The organism is Bartonella sp. AP11XZML, from assembly GCF_042196445.1.
In the GTDB taxonomy this organism is placed as follows: domain Bacteria; phylum Pseudomonadota; class Alphaproteobacteria; order Rhizobiales; family Rhizobiaceae; genus Bartonella.
Genome location: NZ_JBHIQF010000042.1, coordinates 167882 through 184047, shown reverse-complemented (window position 1 = coordinate 184047; position 16166 = coordinate 167882). Strand labels below are relative to the sequence as shown.

The window sequence follows — 16166 nt, the reverse complement described above, 5'->3', positions numbered from 1 at the left end:
ATTTTATAAATATAAACAATAAAAACAAATTTAAAACTTATTAAACATAAACTTACTAAACTATAAGTATTCAAAATAAAATATAATAATTTATATATTATATTTTTATAATTAGTAATTTTATTTTTACGTTCTCAAAAAAAATAAATAAATTTTATCATATATTTTTTTATATTTGTGATGTATTATATATTATGTATGATATGTTATAGGGTAAAAATATATTTTAGCATGTAATAATTTCGTTTTTCTTATTGTATATTATGACAAAAAATAGGTATTTATTTGATTTTTTTGTGTTTTGGCAATTTTATAGAATAATTGAATTGACAAAAAAGATTTTTGTACAATATGAAACTCATGTGCATGAGATCTTTATATCATGAGTATATGCACTATATCTCGATTTTGAATTACTCAATTTTAAATTAAAGGAAACAAGAATGGAACATCGTGCAGTCTTAGAGACTGAAAGCAATTTAGTTATTACATTGGTTGCTGATATTGTTGCTGCCTACGTGAGTAATAATTCTATTCGACCGACTGAAGTGCCAAGTTTAATTGCTGATGTCCATGCTGCTTTTCGTAAAGCAGGGAATCTAGAGTTAACAGAAGTCGAAGTTGAAAAACAAAGGCCTGCCGTTAATCCGAAGCGTTCAGTATTTCCTGATTATCTCATTTGCCTTGAAGATGGAAAGAAGTTTAAATCTCTAAAGCGTCATCTCATGACACATTATGGAATGTTGCCAGAGGAATATCGTGAAAAATGGCAGTTAGATAGTTCTTATCCTATGGTGGCGCCTAATTATGCAAAAACACGATCGGCTTTGGCCAAAGAAATGGGGCTTGGACGCAAAAGCAAACGGAAAAAAACTAAATAATCTTATTTTGCGAAAAAATGGTTTCGTGCATAAAGTTGATTTTAGTATACATGTTTTGTGTGAAGCTTTTGTATATATAGCAATTTCTACCAAGGGGATTACATATAGCTTTCGTTACGAATCCGTTTAATCATTGATTTCAAACCATTTGATCGTTGTGGTGTAAGATTTTCATTTAAACCAAGTTTTTCAAAGAGCTCTTGAGCATCAGAATTGCGAATTTCAGAAGCTTTTTTGCCTGAATAAAAAGCAAGAAGTATGTAAATGAGTCCACGCACAATATGAGCATCGGAATCACCTTGAAACGTCAATATTGGATCTTTTGAGTTATTACGTGAAGATAAAAGCCACACTTGGCTAACACAACCAGGAACTTTGTGAGCATCGTTTCGAGCGCTTTCTGGAAAAGGTGGCAATTCATAGCCAAGCTCGATGACATAACGATAACGATCTTCCCAATTATCCAAAAGCGAAAAGTTCTCTATAATATTACCGATTGTTTCCGCCATTATTTTAGTCCTGTTTCGTTTGAATAATCATTCTTGAATACACTTATAAAAAATAAATATTTATTCTTCCTAACATAAATAACACGAAGAACGTTAAAAAACCTTATTTCAAGATAACATTGCATGGTTTTGTAAGAACTCTTGTATTTCGATTTTGTAAGAAACATTAGGGGAAGTCTCTGATATCATTTTTGTTTCCTAATATGTTCCCTAAATATTCATAAGCAGCTCTTGCACCGTAATATGCGCGCTCGCCAAGTGAACTTAAAAAGGATTTTCCTACTTTGCAGGTTTTTATATTACGGTCACAAAATGCGCCTAAGTCATTTAAGGCTTCCTTAAAAGCAATAATCACATCGCTCGTTGTTGTCTCATTATTTTGGGGGCTAGAAGAATGGTTACTGCTTGGATCTGCTACAAAAAATGAAATAATGACAAAAATAAAAAATAAAAAAAATGATAATTTGATTAAAAAACGTATCATGGACAATCAATGTACCGCAGTGGTAAATACAATAAAAGAAGCATTTTATATACTGTTGCTTTATAAACAATTTATAAAATGTGCTTTTTATAAAATTGAGTATTCATGTATTGGATCTATATCATTGGCTTTTTTATAAATATGGCACAATTCCGCTGTATAAAATGGGATACATTGTCTATTCAGTAAAAAATTAACATCAAAATTATACACTTACAAGCTGGTCATGTTAATGAACATACTATGATAAAAAATGAGAGAGATAATCGTGTTGTGTACATAATTATTTTAAATAATAGTCCACCATCTTAGCTTAGTTGAAAAAGCTAAAAAGAGTAAACTCTGTTATTCTGACTCTAGTGTCGATAAAATATTTATATTATCTATAAAATTTTTACTGGAATGTTATGAAAATAGTCAACCTGTCAATAAAAACATCAAAAAATAACTACATCTCTTATGATTACATCTCAAGCCAGTTTTTTCTATAACATTGTAAACATCAATTTAATTAATACTTATGAAAATTATTTAATAGAAGGAATTTATACCAAAATATAATAATATTAAGAGATAATTATTATTACCAAACCGTTTATGGATAAGTAACCATCTATATGTAAATTATAAAGAATAGATAATGATTGTCATCTTTTTAGCGTTATAGGCAAATATTTTCAATTTTATTTTAAATAATAGGCAAACATATGCCCCAAAATGAAGAATAACGTGGCATTATTGTTTAGATAATTATATGTGATAATGCAGTTTGCAAACACCAAAATGATCTTGAATGCTAATCATTTGGTGCTCTCTTTATACACATTAAAGATTTGTATAAAATAAAATGAATAAACGTTGATAAGAACTCTTGTTGATTTATCAACTTATAAATTGATATAATGAAGCCGCTCATTTTAGGAGTTTGAAAGGAAAAATCAATAATGTCAATGCACTTCTCTCTGGCTGGAAGTAAGAACTGATTCATATTCGTTTCCTAATTTATATTTGTTTCTTTGTAAAAAATAAACGCAACTGAAAATAAAAGTAATGGCAACAAAACGAAAAACCTACCGAAAAAAAACTGTAAAATACCGTAAATACTATAGTAGTATTGTTATAACACTTCTTCTTATAACTTTTCATTTTATTTTTTGGAGTGCAAAAACTCTGTATTTCTATACACGAAAAAATACTTTATTTTTTGTTGGATCTCTTCTTTTTAGCATTAGTTTTTTATTTATTTCATTTAATGCTTTATTTTCGCAAATGACAACGCATCAAAATATTTTAACTCAAATGAAATTTTCCTCTGTTCAAAGTATAGGTAAGAGCTCTACTTTATCGGAAAAAGAAGAAAAATCACAAGAACTCTCCCGTGTAACTTCTGTACATTCTCAAAGTCATAAGCACACAAATTCACCTTTACCCTCTCAATCAGCAAGCATGCTGGAAAAGCAAAAAGAACTAGCAAAATTAGGACTTTATGATGGACCATTAGATGGACTGGAAGGACCTAAAACACGCCGAGCCATCACTTTATGGAAACAGCAAACTGCTCAGAGAATGCAAAAGAATGTTCTATCTAATCCCGCAGCAGATGAAATCGCGCTATTAATTAAGCAAAGCGAAATAGAAACAAACAATACAAAAAATATGACACACTTAAAAGAAGCTATTTTAGAGCCTTCTGTTGAAGATATTATACAAGTGCAAAAAGCTTTACATATTTTTGGGAATGAGGAGGTTATTGTCACAGGAATAGAAGATCAAAAGACGATAGAAGCCTTAAAACAGTTTCAAAAAATATTTGATCTTCCTGTAACAGGTAAAATTAATCACACAATTTTAATGAAAATGCGTGAAATTGGTTTATTAAATTGAAGCTAATCATAATAATCTCTTAATTTATAATGATAATTCATCTTTCGTTTGTTTAATGCTCCCCTCAAACATTCCTTCATCTCAAGCCCTCTTATTTTCAATCAATCAGAATGGTTTTCTTACACATTACATATTGAGCCGTATAATTTGCTTCAAAAAAACCACAACCGATTGCAGAAAAAAGAATATTGCAAAATAGCAAACGCGCTTGTTCTAGCATTTTTATTGCCTCTGATGATAAAAGGACACGAAATTTTTGTAGTATCACGTAAACCTTTCATATTATCGAACCACGAATTGTCCATATATTATCGTCAATTTGATCTTTATAAATATGATGCAAAGAATTTGTGCAAACACCTGTAAGGATAAGTAGACGTAAAGCTAATTGTGTTATGGTTGTTGTTTTGCAAAGTGTCTGGTAAAAAACCGGCACTTCTCTCCAATCTATTGCTGGAAAGTTATGTGTTTTATGACATTGTCTTCTTAAGAGAGCGTGTGCGTTTAGTATTGCCTATAAATCAACATCCAAACTTACCGCAGCAGTATGTTTGAAAAAAATGTTAAGACAGTTTAGTACTTCTCTCAGCTGTTATAGCTTTTATATGCCAAATGGAGGCAAGAATATTGCGCATCTCTGTTTGTATAATCTCTTAAAATAGGAAAACAGCCTAATTTGGGAAAAATATGAAAATTTAAGGTAAAAACCAGTTTTCATCTTTGTCATTTCCTTTTAATTTAGCTTTACGCCTTTCAAAGACATCTAAAGCAATATCTTTAAAATAACGGAGATTACCTATTGCCTCATGCTCTTATTTATCACATGTCTTTTTGGTCTCACTCGCCCTCACCTAAAACAAAATGTCCCAAACGGAATATACTTGGATTGCCATTCACGGGCTTTCTTAAAAAACATCTCTAAAGCACCCAAGACCACTTCGCAACAACGCCCGTGAATAATAATAGTAGTCCCACTGCACGCGCGCCGCGCATCATCTTTACGCTTTTTGTCAAGAAGCAAGCCGGCACCATTACACACTGTACCTACCTTCAATTTGTGACAGCTCTTGACACTTGAGACGTTTCATAAGAGGCATATCCTTGCTTTATTTTTTTACCTACAGACGCTCATCCCGCCTGTAACATACAAAAAACATGGTTTTGATTGATTCATTATAAAAGAAGTCGAAATAAGAAGATCTTATGATATTTACAGCTTTCATTCAATATGAGAAATAAAAAATTATCTTTATAAATCAATAGATTGTGTAACTTTGATATTCCTTTATAAATGTAAAGATGGGAGTGCATAATGGAGTTTATAAATTTTGGGAAGATTTTTATAAACTTACGGGGAGTTTTACATAATCCCCATTCCACGAATATCAATGTAAAATGGGGCATCCATTGAGAAATGTCTATCTCAAACAGCATTATGTGCAAAAAAAATGCATTTGTTTGCAGCATTCTATTTTGCGTGAGGAGCTCATTCCCCTATAAAAAAGCAAACGCGTAAATTGACTGCACAATAACACGTTTCTCTCTATCAAGAGGTTCGCCAATAAAAAGTGCATTAATAATACATCTTTGTCTATCCTGTGCTTTATATTTTCTCTCATAAACCTCTAAAAAAACACTTTCTCGCGTAACACAACTTATCGTGCATTTTAGAAGCATTTTTATTCCCTTTATTAAAGAAAATAAAAGAATATATAAAAATTTATTTCAGTAATAACGATACAACAAAAAATATTAACCCATTACATCCTTTTTGCTATTGCGGCCTGAGCTGCTGCTAAACGAGCAATTGGCACTCGAAAAGGAGAACACGAAACATAATCTAGGTTATTTTCTTCGCATAAAGCAATAGAGGCAGGATCGCCTCCATGTTCACCGCAAATTCCCAATTTTATTTTTGCACGCTTTGAGCGTCCACGCTGTGCAGCAATGGTAATAAGTTCCCCTACTCCATCACGGTCAATAGACACAAAAGGATCTTGCTCTAAAAGACCTTTTTGAAAATAGGTTGCCAAAAAAGGAGCTGCATCATCACGGGAAATCCCAAAAGTAGTTTGTGTCAAATCGTTTGTTCCAAATGAAAAAAATTCAGCAGTTTCAGCAATTTCATCTGCTCGAAGCGCCGCTCTTGGAAGTTCAATCATCGTCCCAACCATATATTGAATAGTGCTTCCCTTTTCTTTCATCACTTCCTCAGCAACCTGATCAATACGCGCTTTCACAAAATCGAGTTCAGATTTTAGTGCAACCAGTGGCACCATAATTTCAAGCATAACAGGAGATCCAGATTTTTGGGCAGCTTCTGCTGCTGCTTCAAAAATCGCCCGCGCTTGCATTTCTGCAATTTCAGGATAAGTAATAGCTAAACGGCATCCTCGTAATCCAAGCATAGGATTAAATTCGTGCAACTGCTGAGTGCGTTCAGCAAGCACTTCAGCAGAAACACCCATAGCTGTTGCAACATCAAGAATTTCTGCTTTTGTTTTAGGCAAAAATTCATGTAATGGTGGATCTAGCAAGCGGATAGTAACAGGTAAACCACACATAATTTCAAATAATTCACTAAAATCTGAACGCTGCATTGGCAACAGCTTATCTAGTGCTTTACGACGACCACTTTCATCATGACTTAAAATCATTTCACGCATAGCAACGATACGTTCATCAGAAAAAAACATATGCTCCGTACGGCAAAGACCTATACCTTCAGCCCCAAAAGATCGCCCCATACGGGCATCAGATGGTGTATCAGCATTAGCTCGAACTCTTATACGTCGCATCCCATCAGCCCATTCCATTAATTTTGCAAAGTCTCCGCAAAGCTGAGGCTGCAACATTGCAACTTTCCCTTTGAAAATTTCTCCACTTCCACCATCAATTGTGATAACATCACCTTTTTTTAGGCTTTCTCCTGAGGCAAACAATGTATTTGTGTTATAATCAATCCGCACACTGCCAGCACCAGAAATACATGGTTTTCCCATCCCCCGCGCAACAACAGCAGCGTGACTTGTCATACCGCCACGCGTTGTTAAAATTCCTTCTGCAGCATGCATACCATGAATATCTTCTGGGCTTGTTTCTACCCGGACCAAAATAACTTTGCGACCTTCCGCCGACACAGTTTCTGCCTCTTCTGAAGTAAAAACAATTTCACCAGTTGCGGCTCCAGGAGAAGCAGGTAAACCACGTCCTATAACAAAACGTTCTGCTTTGGGATCAAGTGTTGGATGCAAAAGTTGGTCAAGCGACTTTGCATCAATACGCATCACAGCCTCTTCACGGTTTATTAACCCCTCCTCAACCATTTCAATTGCCATCTTGAGAGCCGCACGAGCCGTGCGTTTTCCTGAACGAGTCTGAAGCATCCATAATTTACCTTTTTCAATGGTAAATTCGAGATCTTGCATATCCCGATAATGCTGCTCAAGATTCTGCGCAATCTGACATAATTTCAAAAAAGCCTCAGGCATAATTTTTTCTAACGACGGTCTATTTGAACCAGCAACAATACGCGCATTTTCTGTAATATTTTGAGGCGTTCGAATGCCCGCCACAACATCTTCCCCTTGCGCATTAACTAAAAACTCACCATAAAGTTCTTTTTTCCCTGTCGATGGATTGCGTGTAAAAGCAACGCCCGTTGCCGAATCTTCTCCCATGTTACCAAAAACCATAGCTTGCACATTAACTGCCGTTCCCCAACTTTCAGGAATGCTATGTAAACGGCGATAAGTAACTGCACGTGCTGTCATCCAACTTGAAAAAACGGCTCCAATCGCCCCCCATAACTGTTGTTCAGGATCTTGTGGAAAAGGGGTTCCTAATTTTTCTTCAACATAGGCTTTATAAGAAATAATAACATTCTTCCAATCATCTGCTGTCATTTCTGTATCAATAGTGTAACCATTGCATGCTTTTACTTCATCAAGAATCTCTTCAAAATACGAATGGTCTAGCCCCAAAACAACGTTAGAATACATTTGGATAAAACGCCGATAACTATCATAAGCAAAACGTTCATTATTGGCTTGTAAAGCAATTGCTTTTACAGTTTTATCATTCATGCCAAGGTTCAGCACTGTATCCATCATCCCTGGCATAGAAGCCCTAGCCCCTGAACGAACAGACAGCAAAAGTGGTCTTTGTTCATTCCCAAATTCACGTCCTGTTTGTTCAGCAACGTATCTTAGTGCTTGCTTAACAGATTCCTGTAGCTCTTCTGGATATGATTTGTCATGGGCATAATAAAAATTACAAACTTCTGTTGTCAGCGTAAATCCGGGTGGTACGGGCAAACCAAGATTACTCATTTCTGCCAAATTAGCCCCTTTACCTCCGAGAAGGTTACGCTCACTTGCACTTCCTTCTGCCTTTCCATCTCCAAAACTATAAACCCATTTTTTCACTGTACAAATCCTCCCATATCAGCTTCAAAACATCATTCAACCCAGGCTCACTTAAAAGCAATGATTTGATTCAAAATTGGCTCAACGATATCGCTTCATAAATGCATAATATTAATCCTTCCAAAAGAGATAATGACCAAAAGTATCACTATCCATCTTCTGGAAGATTAAGATTCAGTTTTTTAGAAAACTATCAATCACCGAAAAAAATTCTTCTACTTTCATGGCACCTTCATATTTACTACCATTAATAAAGAAAGTAGGTGTTGCTGTGACACCAAGCTCTTTACCGCGTTCAAAAGATGCATTTACTTCATCTAAAATGGACTGATTTTTCAAACACGCAGTAAAACTTTCATCTGTAAAACCAGCCATTAAGCCAATTTTCTTCAATGGTGTTAGAGCATTTTTTCCGAAAGCCCATTCATTTTGTTTTTGAAATAAAACTTCTATCAAAGGAAAATAGCGATCTTCCGGTGCACACCGTGCCAACATAAAACCTGCTGTTGCCCGAGGATCAAAAGCATATTCTCGGAAAATAAGTTTTACTTTTCCTGTTTTGATATATTTTTTACGAATTTGGGGAAGTATATCATTATAAAAATGCGCACAATGGGTACATGTCAACGAAGCATACTCAACAATGACGACTGGTGCATCCGCCTCTCCCTCAAAGCGATCCTTTACTTTACCCGACTGGAGAAGCTCTGCCATATCAACAGTTGCCACTGATTTGGGATCACGCGCTAAAGCAACTGTTACACTGTTTTGTACAATCGTTATGAAGAGAAAAATTATCCCGAAAGATAAAAAAGAACGATATTTTACCATAAATAATACTTTTCTGTTGTTATTAACGAATAGGAATCCAATGCTTTCTCATATATTAAAGAAAAATATATAAAATATCTTTCTATTTATTATTTTTTTCCAAAAAAATGCAACAGCCAAGTTGATAAAGTGCTTGGTGCAAACTTTTATCTTCAACTCCTTCAAGCATTTTTTCCACGCATTTTTTGTCTTGTTCACTCAAAGGCGGTTTTAGAGGCAAGTGATTCATAAAAACCGACATACTCCTTTGCTCAATCTTGATGCGATCAATAGCAATATAGCCAAAAAATCCGTTAATTCTATGAAGTAATTCCTCTGTTTCATGCATCAATTTTAACGCAGCAAATCCTTCACATGCGACAACAAGTGTTGCTGGCTGAAAAACTTCATCTTGATCTGCACGACGTTTCCAAATAATTTTAAGCGGCATTGTATGTTCACTGATATCATAGCCCGCAATCTGTGGCCAATGTTCTATAAGCGCTACATTAAGCCCTGTCCGTTTGCGTAAAACTGGATCAAGTATTTTGTATACCGCCTCAGAAAGAGAATAAAAGATACGTTTTTTAAGTTGTTTTCTCATTTTTAGATCATTGTTCAACCGCTTACTAAATTAAAATCATTTGTTTCATCTAAAAATTGTTGCCTCCTCAATTTATGAAATATCAACAAAATAAAAAGCCTTTTCTCATCAGAGCCTTGACAATAAAAGAGCAAAAAACATGAATTATAAAATAAATAATTTTTTCTTTTGCATTTTATATCTCCCTATGCTTGAAAGCAATCATGTATGAAATTTCTTCGCACCTCCTTGCTTGGTACGATCAAAATCACAGACATCTTCCATGGCGGATTACCCCCGAAAAGCAAAAACAAGGTATCCGTCCTGATCCTTATCAAGTTTGGCTTTCTGAAATCATGCTTCAACAAACAACCGTTGAAACAGTTAAGCCTTATTTTAAAAAGTTTCTAAAACTATGGCCTGATCTTTCCTCTTTAGCAAAAGCCTCCCAAGATGATATCATGAAAGCATGGGCTGGACTTGGTTATTATTCACGCGCACGTAATCTTAAAAAATGTGCGCGACAGCTTGTTGAAAACTACGCGGGACAATTTCCACAATCTGTAAAAGAATTGCGAACTCTAGCCGGTATTGGAGATTATACTGCCGCAGCCATTGCTGCGATTGCTTTTAACCACCCTGTAGCAGTGGTTGATGGTAATGTCGAACGTGTGGTAGCGCGACTTTTTGCTATCACTTCAATACTGCAAAAAGCAAAAGTTGAAATTAAAGAAAAAACACAAAAAATTACTGCTTTAAATCGTCCTGGTGACTTTGCTCAAGCAATGATGGATTTGGGAGCAACAATTTGTACTCCACGCAAACCATCTTGTTATACCTGCCCTCTTCAATGTTTATGCAAAGCAGAAAAGATGCAACAACCGGAGTCTTTTCCAGTTAAAGCCCCTAAAAAAGAACGCCCTTCAAAAACAGGTATTGCTTTTGTGGTCCTTAATAAAAAGAAACAAATTTATTTGGAAAAACGACAGACGCAAAAGCTCCTTGGTGGAATGACCCAAATTCCTAACAATATTGGCATAAACAACGAAAATGGGCTACAAAACGCACCCTTTACTGCCAATTGGCAATTCAAAGGACAAATTACGCATGTTTTTACTCACTTTTCTCTAAAACTTGATGTTTACTATACCGAAGATGTTCATGAAATGAATTGTGAAAATGGTTGGTGGTGTAACATTCAACATCTTGCCGAAGAAGCAATACCTACTGTTATGAAAAAAGCCATTTCCGTAGCACTTCCCAATTCTTTTAGATTTAAATAACCTTCCCTACTCATAAAAATGTTTTCTAATGGAGACTTTTGTATCTCTAGCGATCATTTACTAATCTGTAAAAGAAAAATTTTAAAAAATGAAATAACCAATTTTTTCTACAGACAAAAATTAAGGAGGGATAGAAACGCTTAGAAGCTTTAGATTTAAATTTCAGGATCTATCCTTTTTTCGCTTATGACGGAGCAAGTTAGCACCATCGTTATATTTACCAGCCCCCTCAACATCCCTTGGTACGTGAAACGGATTATAAGAGGTACTTTTAGTTCTTTCGTTAACAATTTTTATTCACACGCCAACCCCGTTTATGACATGCAAGAAAGTAATTTTCATCGATTCAATATGGAACAAATTTGAAATAAGAAAACTTGACGATATTCCGAGGGCATTTCAATATGAGTTGCGCTAAATTATCTTTATAATCAATATATTATATGCACTTTACAGATGTACGTATTCAAAAAAGCACTTAATTTTTAACTTCTGAATGAACCTTTTAATTCTGATATTTCATTTTTATAAGCTTATATTGAAACTTTACTGTTTTGGAACTAAAACGAGAACATAGAGTGAAAATTTCTCATTTTAATTTCTTCTAAAAGAAGCATAAAAATACTCGCTTGTCGCTTACAAGCGAGATTAGTGTGTCAATAAAAAACATCTAAGAAAGGCTAAAACACCCTCACGTCCATCTCAATCAAGATCAGGTACATTGGTGGTCAATAGAATGAAGCGATCAGCTTAATTCATAAAACACCCGTTTTTAACATTTGTGAACGTATGATCATTCTTAAATGATCTATGGACTTCAACCGTCCATTTTCCTCATAATACCAAAAGGTCCAACCATTACAACTCTGCGAATCTTGAGCCTTTCTTCCCATTGCGTGAATTGAGCCCGCTTCACCACCATGCATAATCGTACCATCAGCTCTTACAATAGCAGATACTTGCTTCTTACGATCATACAGAACTTCTCCAGGATAGAGTAAACCTGCTTCAAGCAAACTGTTGAATGCTACGCGCGGTTCTGCTTTTTTTCTATCCAAAATCGCTAGTTCTGGTTGCGCTAAAGGTTGAACCGCCGCAATTCTCTCACATGCTGCATCGATGTAATCTTGCTCGCGTTCAATCCCAACAAAATCACGCCCTAAAAGCTTGGCAACAGCACCTGTTGTTCCCGAACCAAAAAATGGATCGAGAATAACATCACCAGGTTTACTAGAAGCCATAATAATACGCGCTAATAACGCTTGCGGTTTTTGTGTTGGATGTAATTTACGCCCCGAATCATCCTTTAAACGTTCAGCTCCAGTGCAGAGAGGGAAAAGCCAATCTGAACGCATTTGTAGATCTTCATTTGCCGCTTTTAAGGCATCATAATTAAATGTGTACTTTTTATCTTTTTGATCTCGCACGGCCCAAATAAGCGTCTCATGAGCATTTTGAAAACGGCGCCCTCGAAAATTAGGCATCGGATTATTCTTGCGCCAAATAATATCATTAAGCATCCAAAAACCTAAATCTTGTAATGCCGTCCCAACCCGAAAAATATTATGGTAAGATCCGATAACCCAAAGTGTTCCGTTGGGTTTTAATACACGACGACAAGCAAGCAACCATGCACGAGTAAAAGCATCATAAGCAGCAAAACTCTCAAACTGATCCCATGCATCATCAACCGCATCAACAAGCGAATGATCTGGACGGTATAAAGCTCCATCCAATTGCAAATTATAGGGTGGATCCGCAAAAATCATATCAACAGAATGTTTTGGAAGTTTTTCTAAAACGGAAACACAATCTCCTTTAAAAATTTTATTGCGCCATGGCATTTGTGAGGGAGTACGAAGGAAATCTTTTTGAAGCTGAATAACTGTCATGAAAAACCCAACAAAATTAACTGAATTTGCCCTATAATCAACCAAAATAGTTTATAGGCCCGCATTACCAATCTATATTTACAAAATAGCGTAAACGTATCGTTAAAGTTCTACAAAATTGATAATTGTTTTTGTTTTTTTAGTAAAAAAAACTTTCATATGAATGAAACCTTAATTTTCTTTTTTTCAATGTACTGTTCCCATATCTTTTATTTCGTAAAAGAATTAAGAATCATTTTCAAAGCGTATTTTTATGAAATAAGATCTTCTCAATATCATTTTCATGAAAGTTGTCCATCTCGTAACATGTAAAGGAATATCTTATGCCTCAGATAGATCTTATTATTTTTGATTGTGACGGAGTTCTCGTCGACTCTGAATATCTTGCAGCAAAAATTGGATCTCAATTGCTCAAACAAACAGGATATGAAATATCACCCGAAGAATTGAGTGAGCGTTTTGCAGGGCTTATCTTTCGCGATATTCTTAAACACGTTGAACAGGAAACAGAAAAACCTATTTCTGCTCATCTCATAGATCAAATGACTAATATTTTTCGTACACAAATAAAAACTAAATTACGGGCTATTGATGATGTAAGAGAAGCTGTAGAAATTATCCAAACACGCTATCCCTACTGTATCTGCTCTAATGCAAAAAGCGTAGATATAAAAGAGATGCTCACCACGGTTGATCTCTATGACCTTTTTGAAGGTAAAATATTTTCAGCACCTGAAGTTGGAACAAAAAGAACGAAACCGGCCCCTGATGTTTTCCTTTTTGCCGCACAACAATTACAGGCAGAGCCCCAAAACACTATCGTTATAGAAGATTCACTTCATGGTGTACACGCAGCCATAGCAGTAGGCATGCGTGTCATCGGCTTTACGGGAGGATCACATAGCTATCTTGGCCACTCTAATGCACTTGCAGAAGCTGGTGCAGAAACAGTTATTGCAAAACATGTTCATTTAGGAGAAGTCTTAGAAGCAATGGCAGTATGGCGAGATCTATTATAAAAAATCTCTTGAATATATCAATTTGTAAACTCTTGTAAGAAGCATTTTTATTCAAATGTCCTGCTCTTCTCGCTGCTCCTTTTATAATAACTTCAATAAATGCGCAATTCACGACACGGGTGAATTGCATCTCAATGTGAAGGAAAAATATAGCACCTCATTGAGATCATAAGTCTGTTAACCATTGCACGTACTTAAAAAAAAAGCAAAAAACAGAGGTGCAAACTCATAAAAATTAAACCCTGCTTATCTATCTCAAATCCAATATCCCACTCCCAACCACAGTAGCTCATCCTGATAAATTATTATATTTGTCAAAAAAGAAATATTACGATGCCTTGCTCGATAAGATGTGAAAATTGCTAACCTCTTTCATCTGATCAAAAAAACACACACTATGGTAAAATTGTAAGAGATGTGCATATTGATCATGGAAAAAATATTAAAATTCGCGGTATCTATGGAACACAAGACTTTATTGAAAATGACAAATGCGTCCTTGTTGAGTTACAAAGGCTTATATTTACTCAATCCAAATCTCATAAACTTGTTGAAGGCTTATTTACTTTGCTGCTTAAATAGTATTTTAACAGCATCAATTGGTACAACCTCCCTAAGATTACAAAAAACAAAAAGAATACACTCTTATGAAGATGTGCATTTTATAAAAAACATTTCATACCAAGTAATTTACAGACAATATATTGATTTATAATCATAATTTATCATTATTCAAATTAAGCAAAAAAACCGAATATTGTAAGATTCTCTCATTTCAAACCTGGATATGCTGAATTAAATAAATAAAGAAATAAAAATGCCTTTTAATGAATCATCTCAAAAGGCAAAAATTGTAGCAACATTAGGAGCGAGAAAAGTGTATGGCAATGCCATCTTTCTTCTTTATAAACGTCAAAAATTCTGATGCCCTAAGAATTTTATATTATGGGGGCTTTATCATTATATCTATCATTGCAAAATAGGCTTGAGTACTTTGAGAACGGTTTCTTTAAAAAAGCACATAAATATGAAACATATAATCATGTTAAACAAGCGACAGAGATACCAATAGTTGCTTAAAATTTTCCGAAAGCACTTAATAGCCTTTTTAAATAAGCAATGAAATCAGATCTTTTCAAAAGTAATCCACTTTCTAAAAATAAAAGCGGCTTTTCAGTTTGGTAAAGAAGAAAGTGTTGAAAATATTATCTAATGCTGATCTTTCGGCACTCATAAATATGTCTAAATTATATTCTTCTATACACTGCCTTGCATCATAGTAATATGCTGTTCACATTGGCGATAAAAAGATAATATCATTTATCTCTATCCAATTCGAGCTCTACTTTACACTATGAGAAAATTGTACATTTTTTAGTATCTATAACATATTATTATCTATAAGATAAATGTATATATTTAATAGTAAATTAAGCAGTATTATTCTGCTATAACGATGCAATTAAATAACCATTGAATAATATATATATATAGAACATACATTCTATAATAATGACTATCTATAATAAATACTATAAATAATAAAATTTTAGCGTGTCCATTCATATTTTAATTGTTAATAATATTTTTATAACCACATCATAATTTTCATGTTTTCTATTATATTATCAATAATAAATAAATTTTTATATATTTAATATGTAAAAATTTTGATCAATTTTATTATCTATAAATGTATTTAAAAAAATATATTAATATCATTTATAAAAATTATACGACAACCATATGTTATTTTATATATAACATATAATAAAATATTGTATAAAGTTTTTAAAAAATATAATTTGTAATTATTACTGTTACTTTTTTACAATAACGTTTATAAAAATTATAGTTATATTTTTATATGTATTTTTATTATTGACTAAAAATACATATTGAACTATATGGCTTGTATATAGTGTGATATACATAAACATTATGTATATTTCTTACATATATAACTTAAAAATATTTGAGGTAAAGTTATGGTAAAAATATTTAAAAATTATATCTTAAGCATTTTTATAGCGAGCACTTTTTTTATTTCACAAACTGTAAATGTTAATGCAAACTATTTGAAAAACGATACTCCAAAAGAGGAACTTTCTGTTTTCCCAATGGAACAAGTAAAATATGCGAAATCCGATGTAGTTTCTACGACTGCTTTCTATGCTCCGTCTGTAAATTATCAAACAGAACATGGAACAATAGGTGAAGGAAAATTTGAAAAGGTCGTTGAGCCTATGACTATAGGAATGGGGCTATTGTTTACTGGATATGCAATGAGCTTTATAGGATCGATAATAAGTTGGATAAAGGACATAGTATTGATGTTCAAATAATTCAACCTCGTCTAGAACTCTATAATAATAGCTTTATTATGTGGCTATA

The 16166-nt window shown here is 33.9% G+C and carries 10 protein-coding genes and 1 pseudogene; 5 read left to right on the top strand and 6 right to left on the bottom strand.

Going from position 1 to position 16166, the window contains the following annotated elements:
• Window positions 1-443 precede the first annotated feature (443 nt).
• Window positions 444-881, top strand: a complete 438-nt coding sequence (locus ACFIMG_RS04200) for a MucR family transcriptional regulator (RefSeq protein ID WP_012754848.1) — start codon at window positions 444-446, stop codon at window positions 879-881.
• 98 nt (window positions 882-979) lie between these two features.
• On the opposite strand, the gene ACFIMG_RS04195 is transcribed toward ACFIMG_RS04200, so the two are convergent.
• Both ACFIMG_RS04195 and ACFIMG_RS04190 read right to left on the bottom strand, forming a co-directional pair.
• Window positions 980-1390, bottom strand: coding sequence for a SufE family protein (locus ACFIMG_RS04195; protein WP_375611146.1), 411 nt, complete (start codon window positions 1388-1390; stop codon window positions 980-982).
• A gap of 108 nt (window positions 1391-1498) precedes the next feature.
• Window positions 1499-1874 (bottom strand): annotated as a pseudogene (locus tag ACFIMG_RS04190) (DUF5330 domain-containing protein).
• A 1050-nt stretch (window positions 1875-2924) separates the two neighbouring features.
• Here ACFIMG_RS04190 and ACFIMG_RS04185 point away from each other — a divergent pair.
• The gene (locus tag ACFIMG_RS04185) at window positions 2925-3758 is read left to right on the top strand and encodes a peptidoglycan-binding domain-containing protein (protein ID WP_375678978.1); all 834 of its coding nucleotides are present in this window, start codon (window positions 2925-2927) and stop codon (window positions 3756-3758) included.
• A gap of 1760 nt (window positions 3759-5518) precedes the next feature.
• On the opposite strand, the gene ppdK is transcribed toward ACFIMG_RS04185, so the two are convergent.
• The 3 genes from ppdK to ACFIMG_RS04170 form a co-directional block, all read right to left on the bottom strand.
• Window positions 5519-8185 (bottom strand): pyruvate, phosphate dikinase, encoded by a 2667-nt coding sequence (gene ppdK, locus ACFIMG_RS04180; protein ID WP_375611144.1) that lies wholly within the window; start codon window positions 8183-8185, stop codon window positions 5519-5521.
• Between the two features lie 174 nt (window positions 8186-8359).
• A complete protein-coding gene (locus ACFIMG_RS04175; RefSeq protein ID WP_375611143.1) occupies window positions 8360-9016 on the bottom strand; it encodes a DsbA family protein in 657 nt (218 codons plus the stop codon).
• A gap of 82 nt (window positions 9017-9098) precedes the next feature.
• The gene (locus ACFIMG_RS04170; protein WP_375678977.1) at window positions 9099-9599 is read right to left on the bottom strand and encodes a DUF721 domain-containing protein; all 501 of its coding nucleotides are present in this window, start codon (window positions 9597-9599) and stop codon (window positions 9099-9101) included.
• Between the two features lie 203 nt (window positions 9600-9802).
• Here ACFIMG_RS04170 and mutY point away from each other — a divergent pair, with 203 nt between their 5' ends.
• Complete coding sequence (gene mutY / locus ACFIMG_RS04165) at window positions 9803-10861, top strand: A/G-specific adenine glycosylase (protein WP_375678976.1); 1059 nt, start codon at window positions 9803-9805, stop codon at window positions 10859-10861.
• Between the two features lie 755 nt (window positions 10862-11616).
• Here mutY and ACFIMG_RS04160 read toward each other — a convergent pair.
• Window positions 11617-12705: a site-specific DNA-methyltransferase gene (locus tag ACFIMG_RS04160; RefSeq protein WP_375613050.1), complete on the bottom strand. Its 1089-nt coding sequence runs from the start codon at window positions 12703-12705 to the stop codon at window positions 11617-11619.
• A 371-nt stretch (window positions 12706-13076) separates the two neighbouring features.
• Between ACFIMG_RS04160 and ACFIMG_RS04155 the strand changes: the two genes are divergently transcribed.
• Together ACFIMG_RS04155 and ACFIMG_RS04150 are read left to right on the top strand one after the other, a co-directional pair.
• A complete protein-coding gene (locus ACFIMG_RS04155) occupies window positions 13077-13772 on the top strand; it encodes an HAD family hydrolase (protein ID WP_375678975.1) in 696 nt (231 codons plus the stop codon).
• Between the two features lie 1988 nt (window positions 13773-15760).
• Window positions 15761-16117: a hypothetical protein gene (locus ACFIMG_RS04150; RefSeq protein WP_375678974.1), complete on the top strand. Its 357-nt coding sequence runs from the start codon at window positions 15761-15763 to the stop codon at window positions 16115-16117.
• Window positions 16118-16166 lie beyond the last annotated feature (49 nt).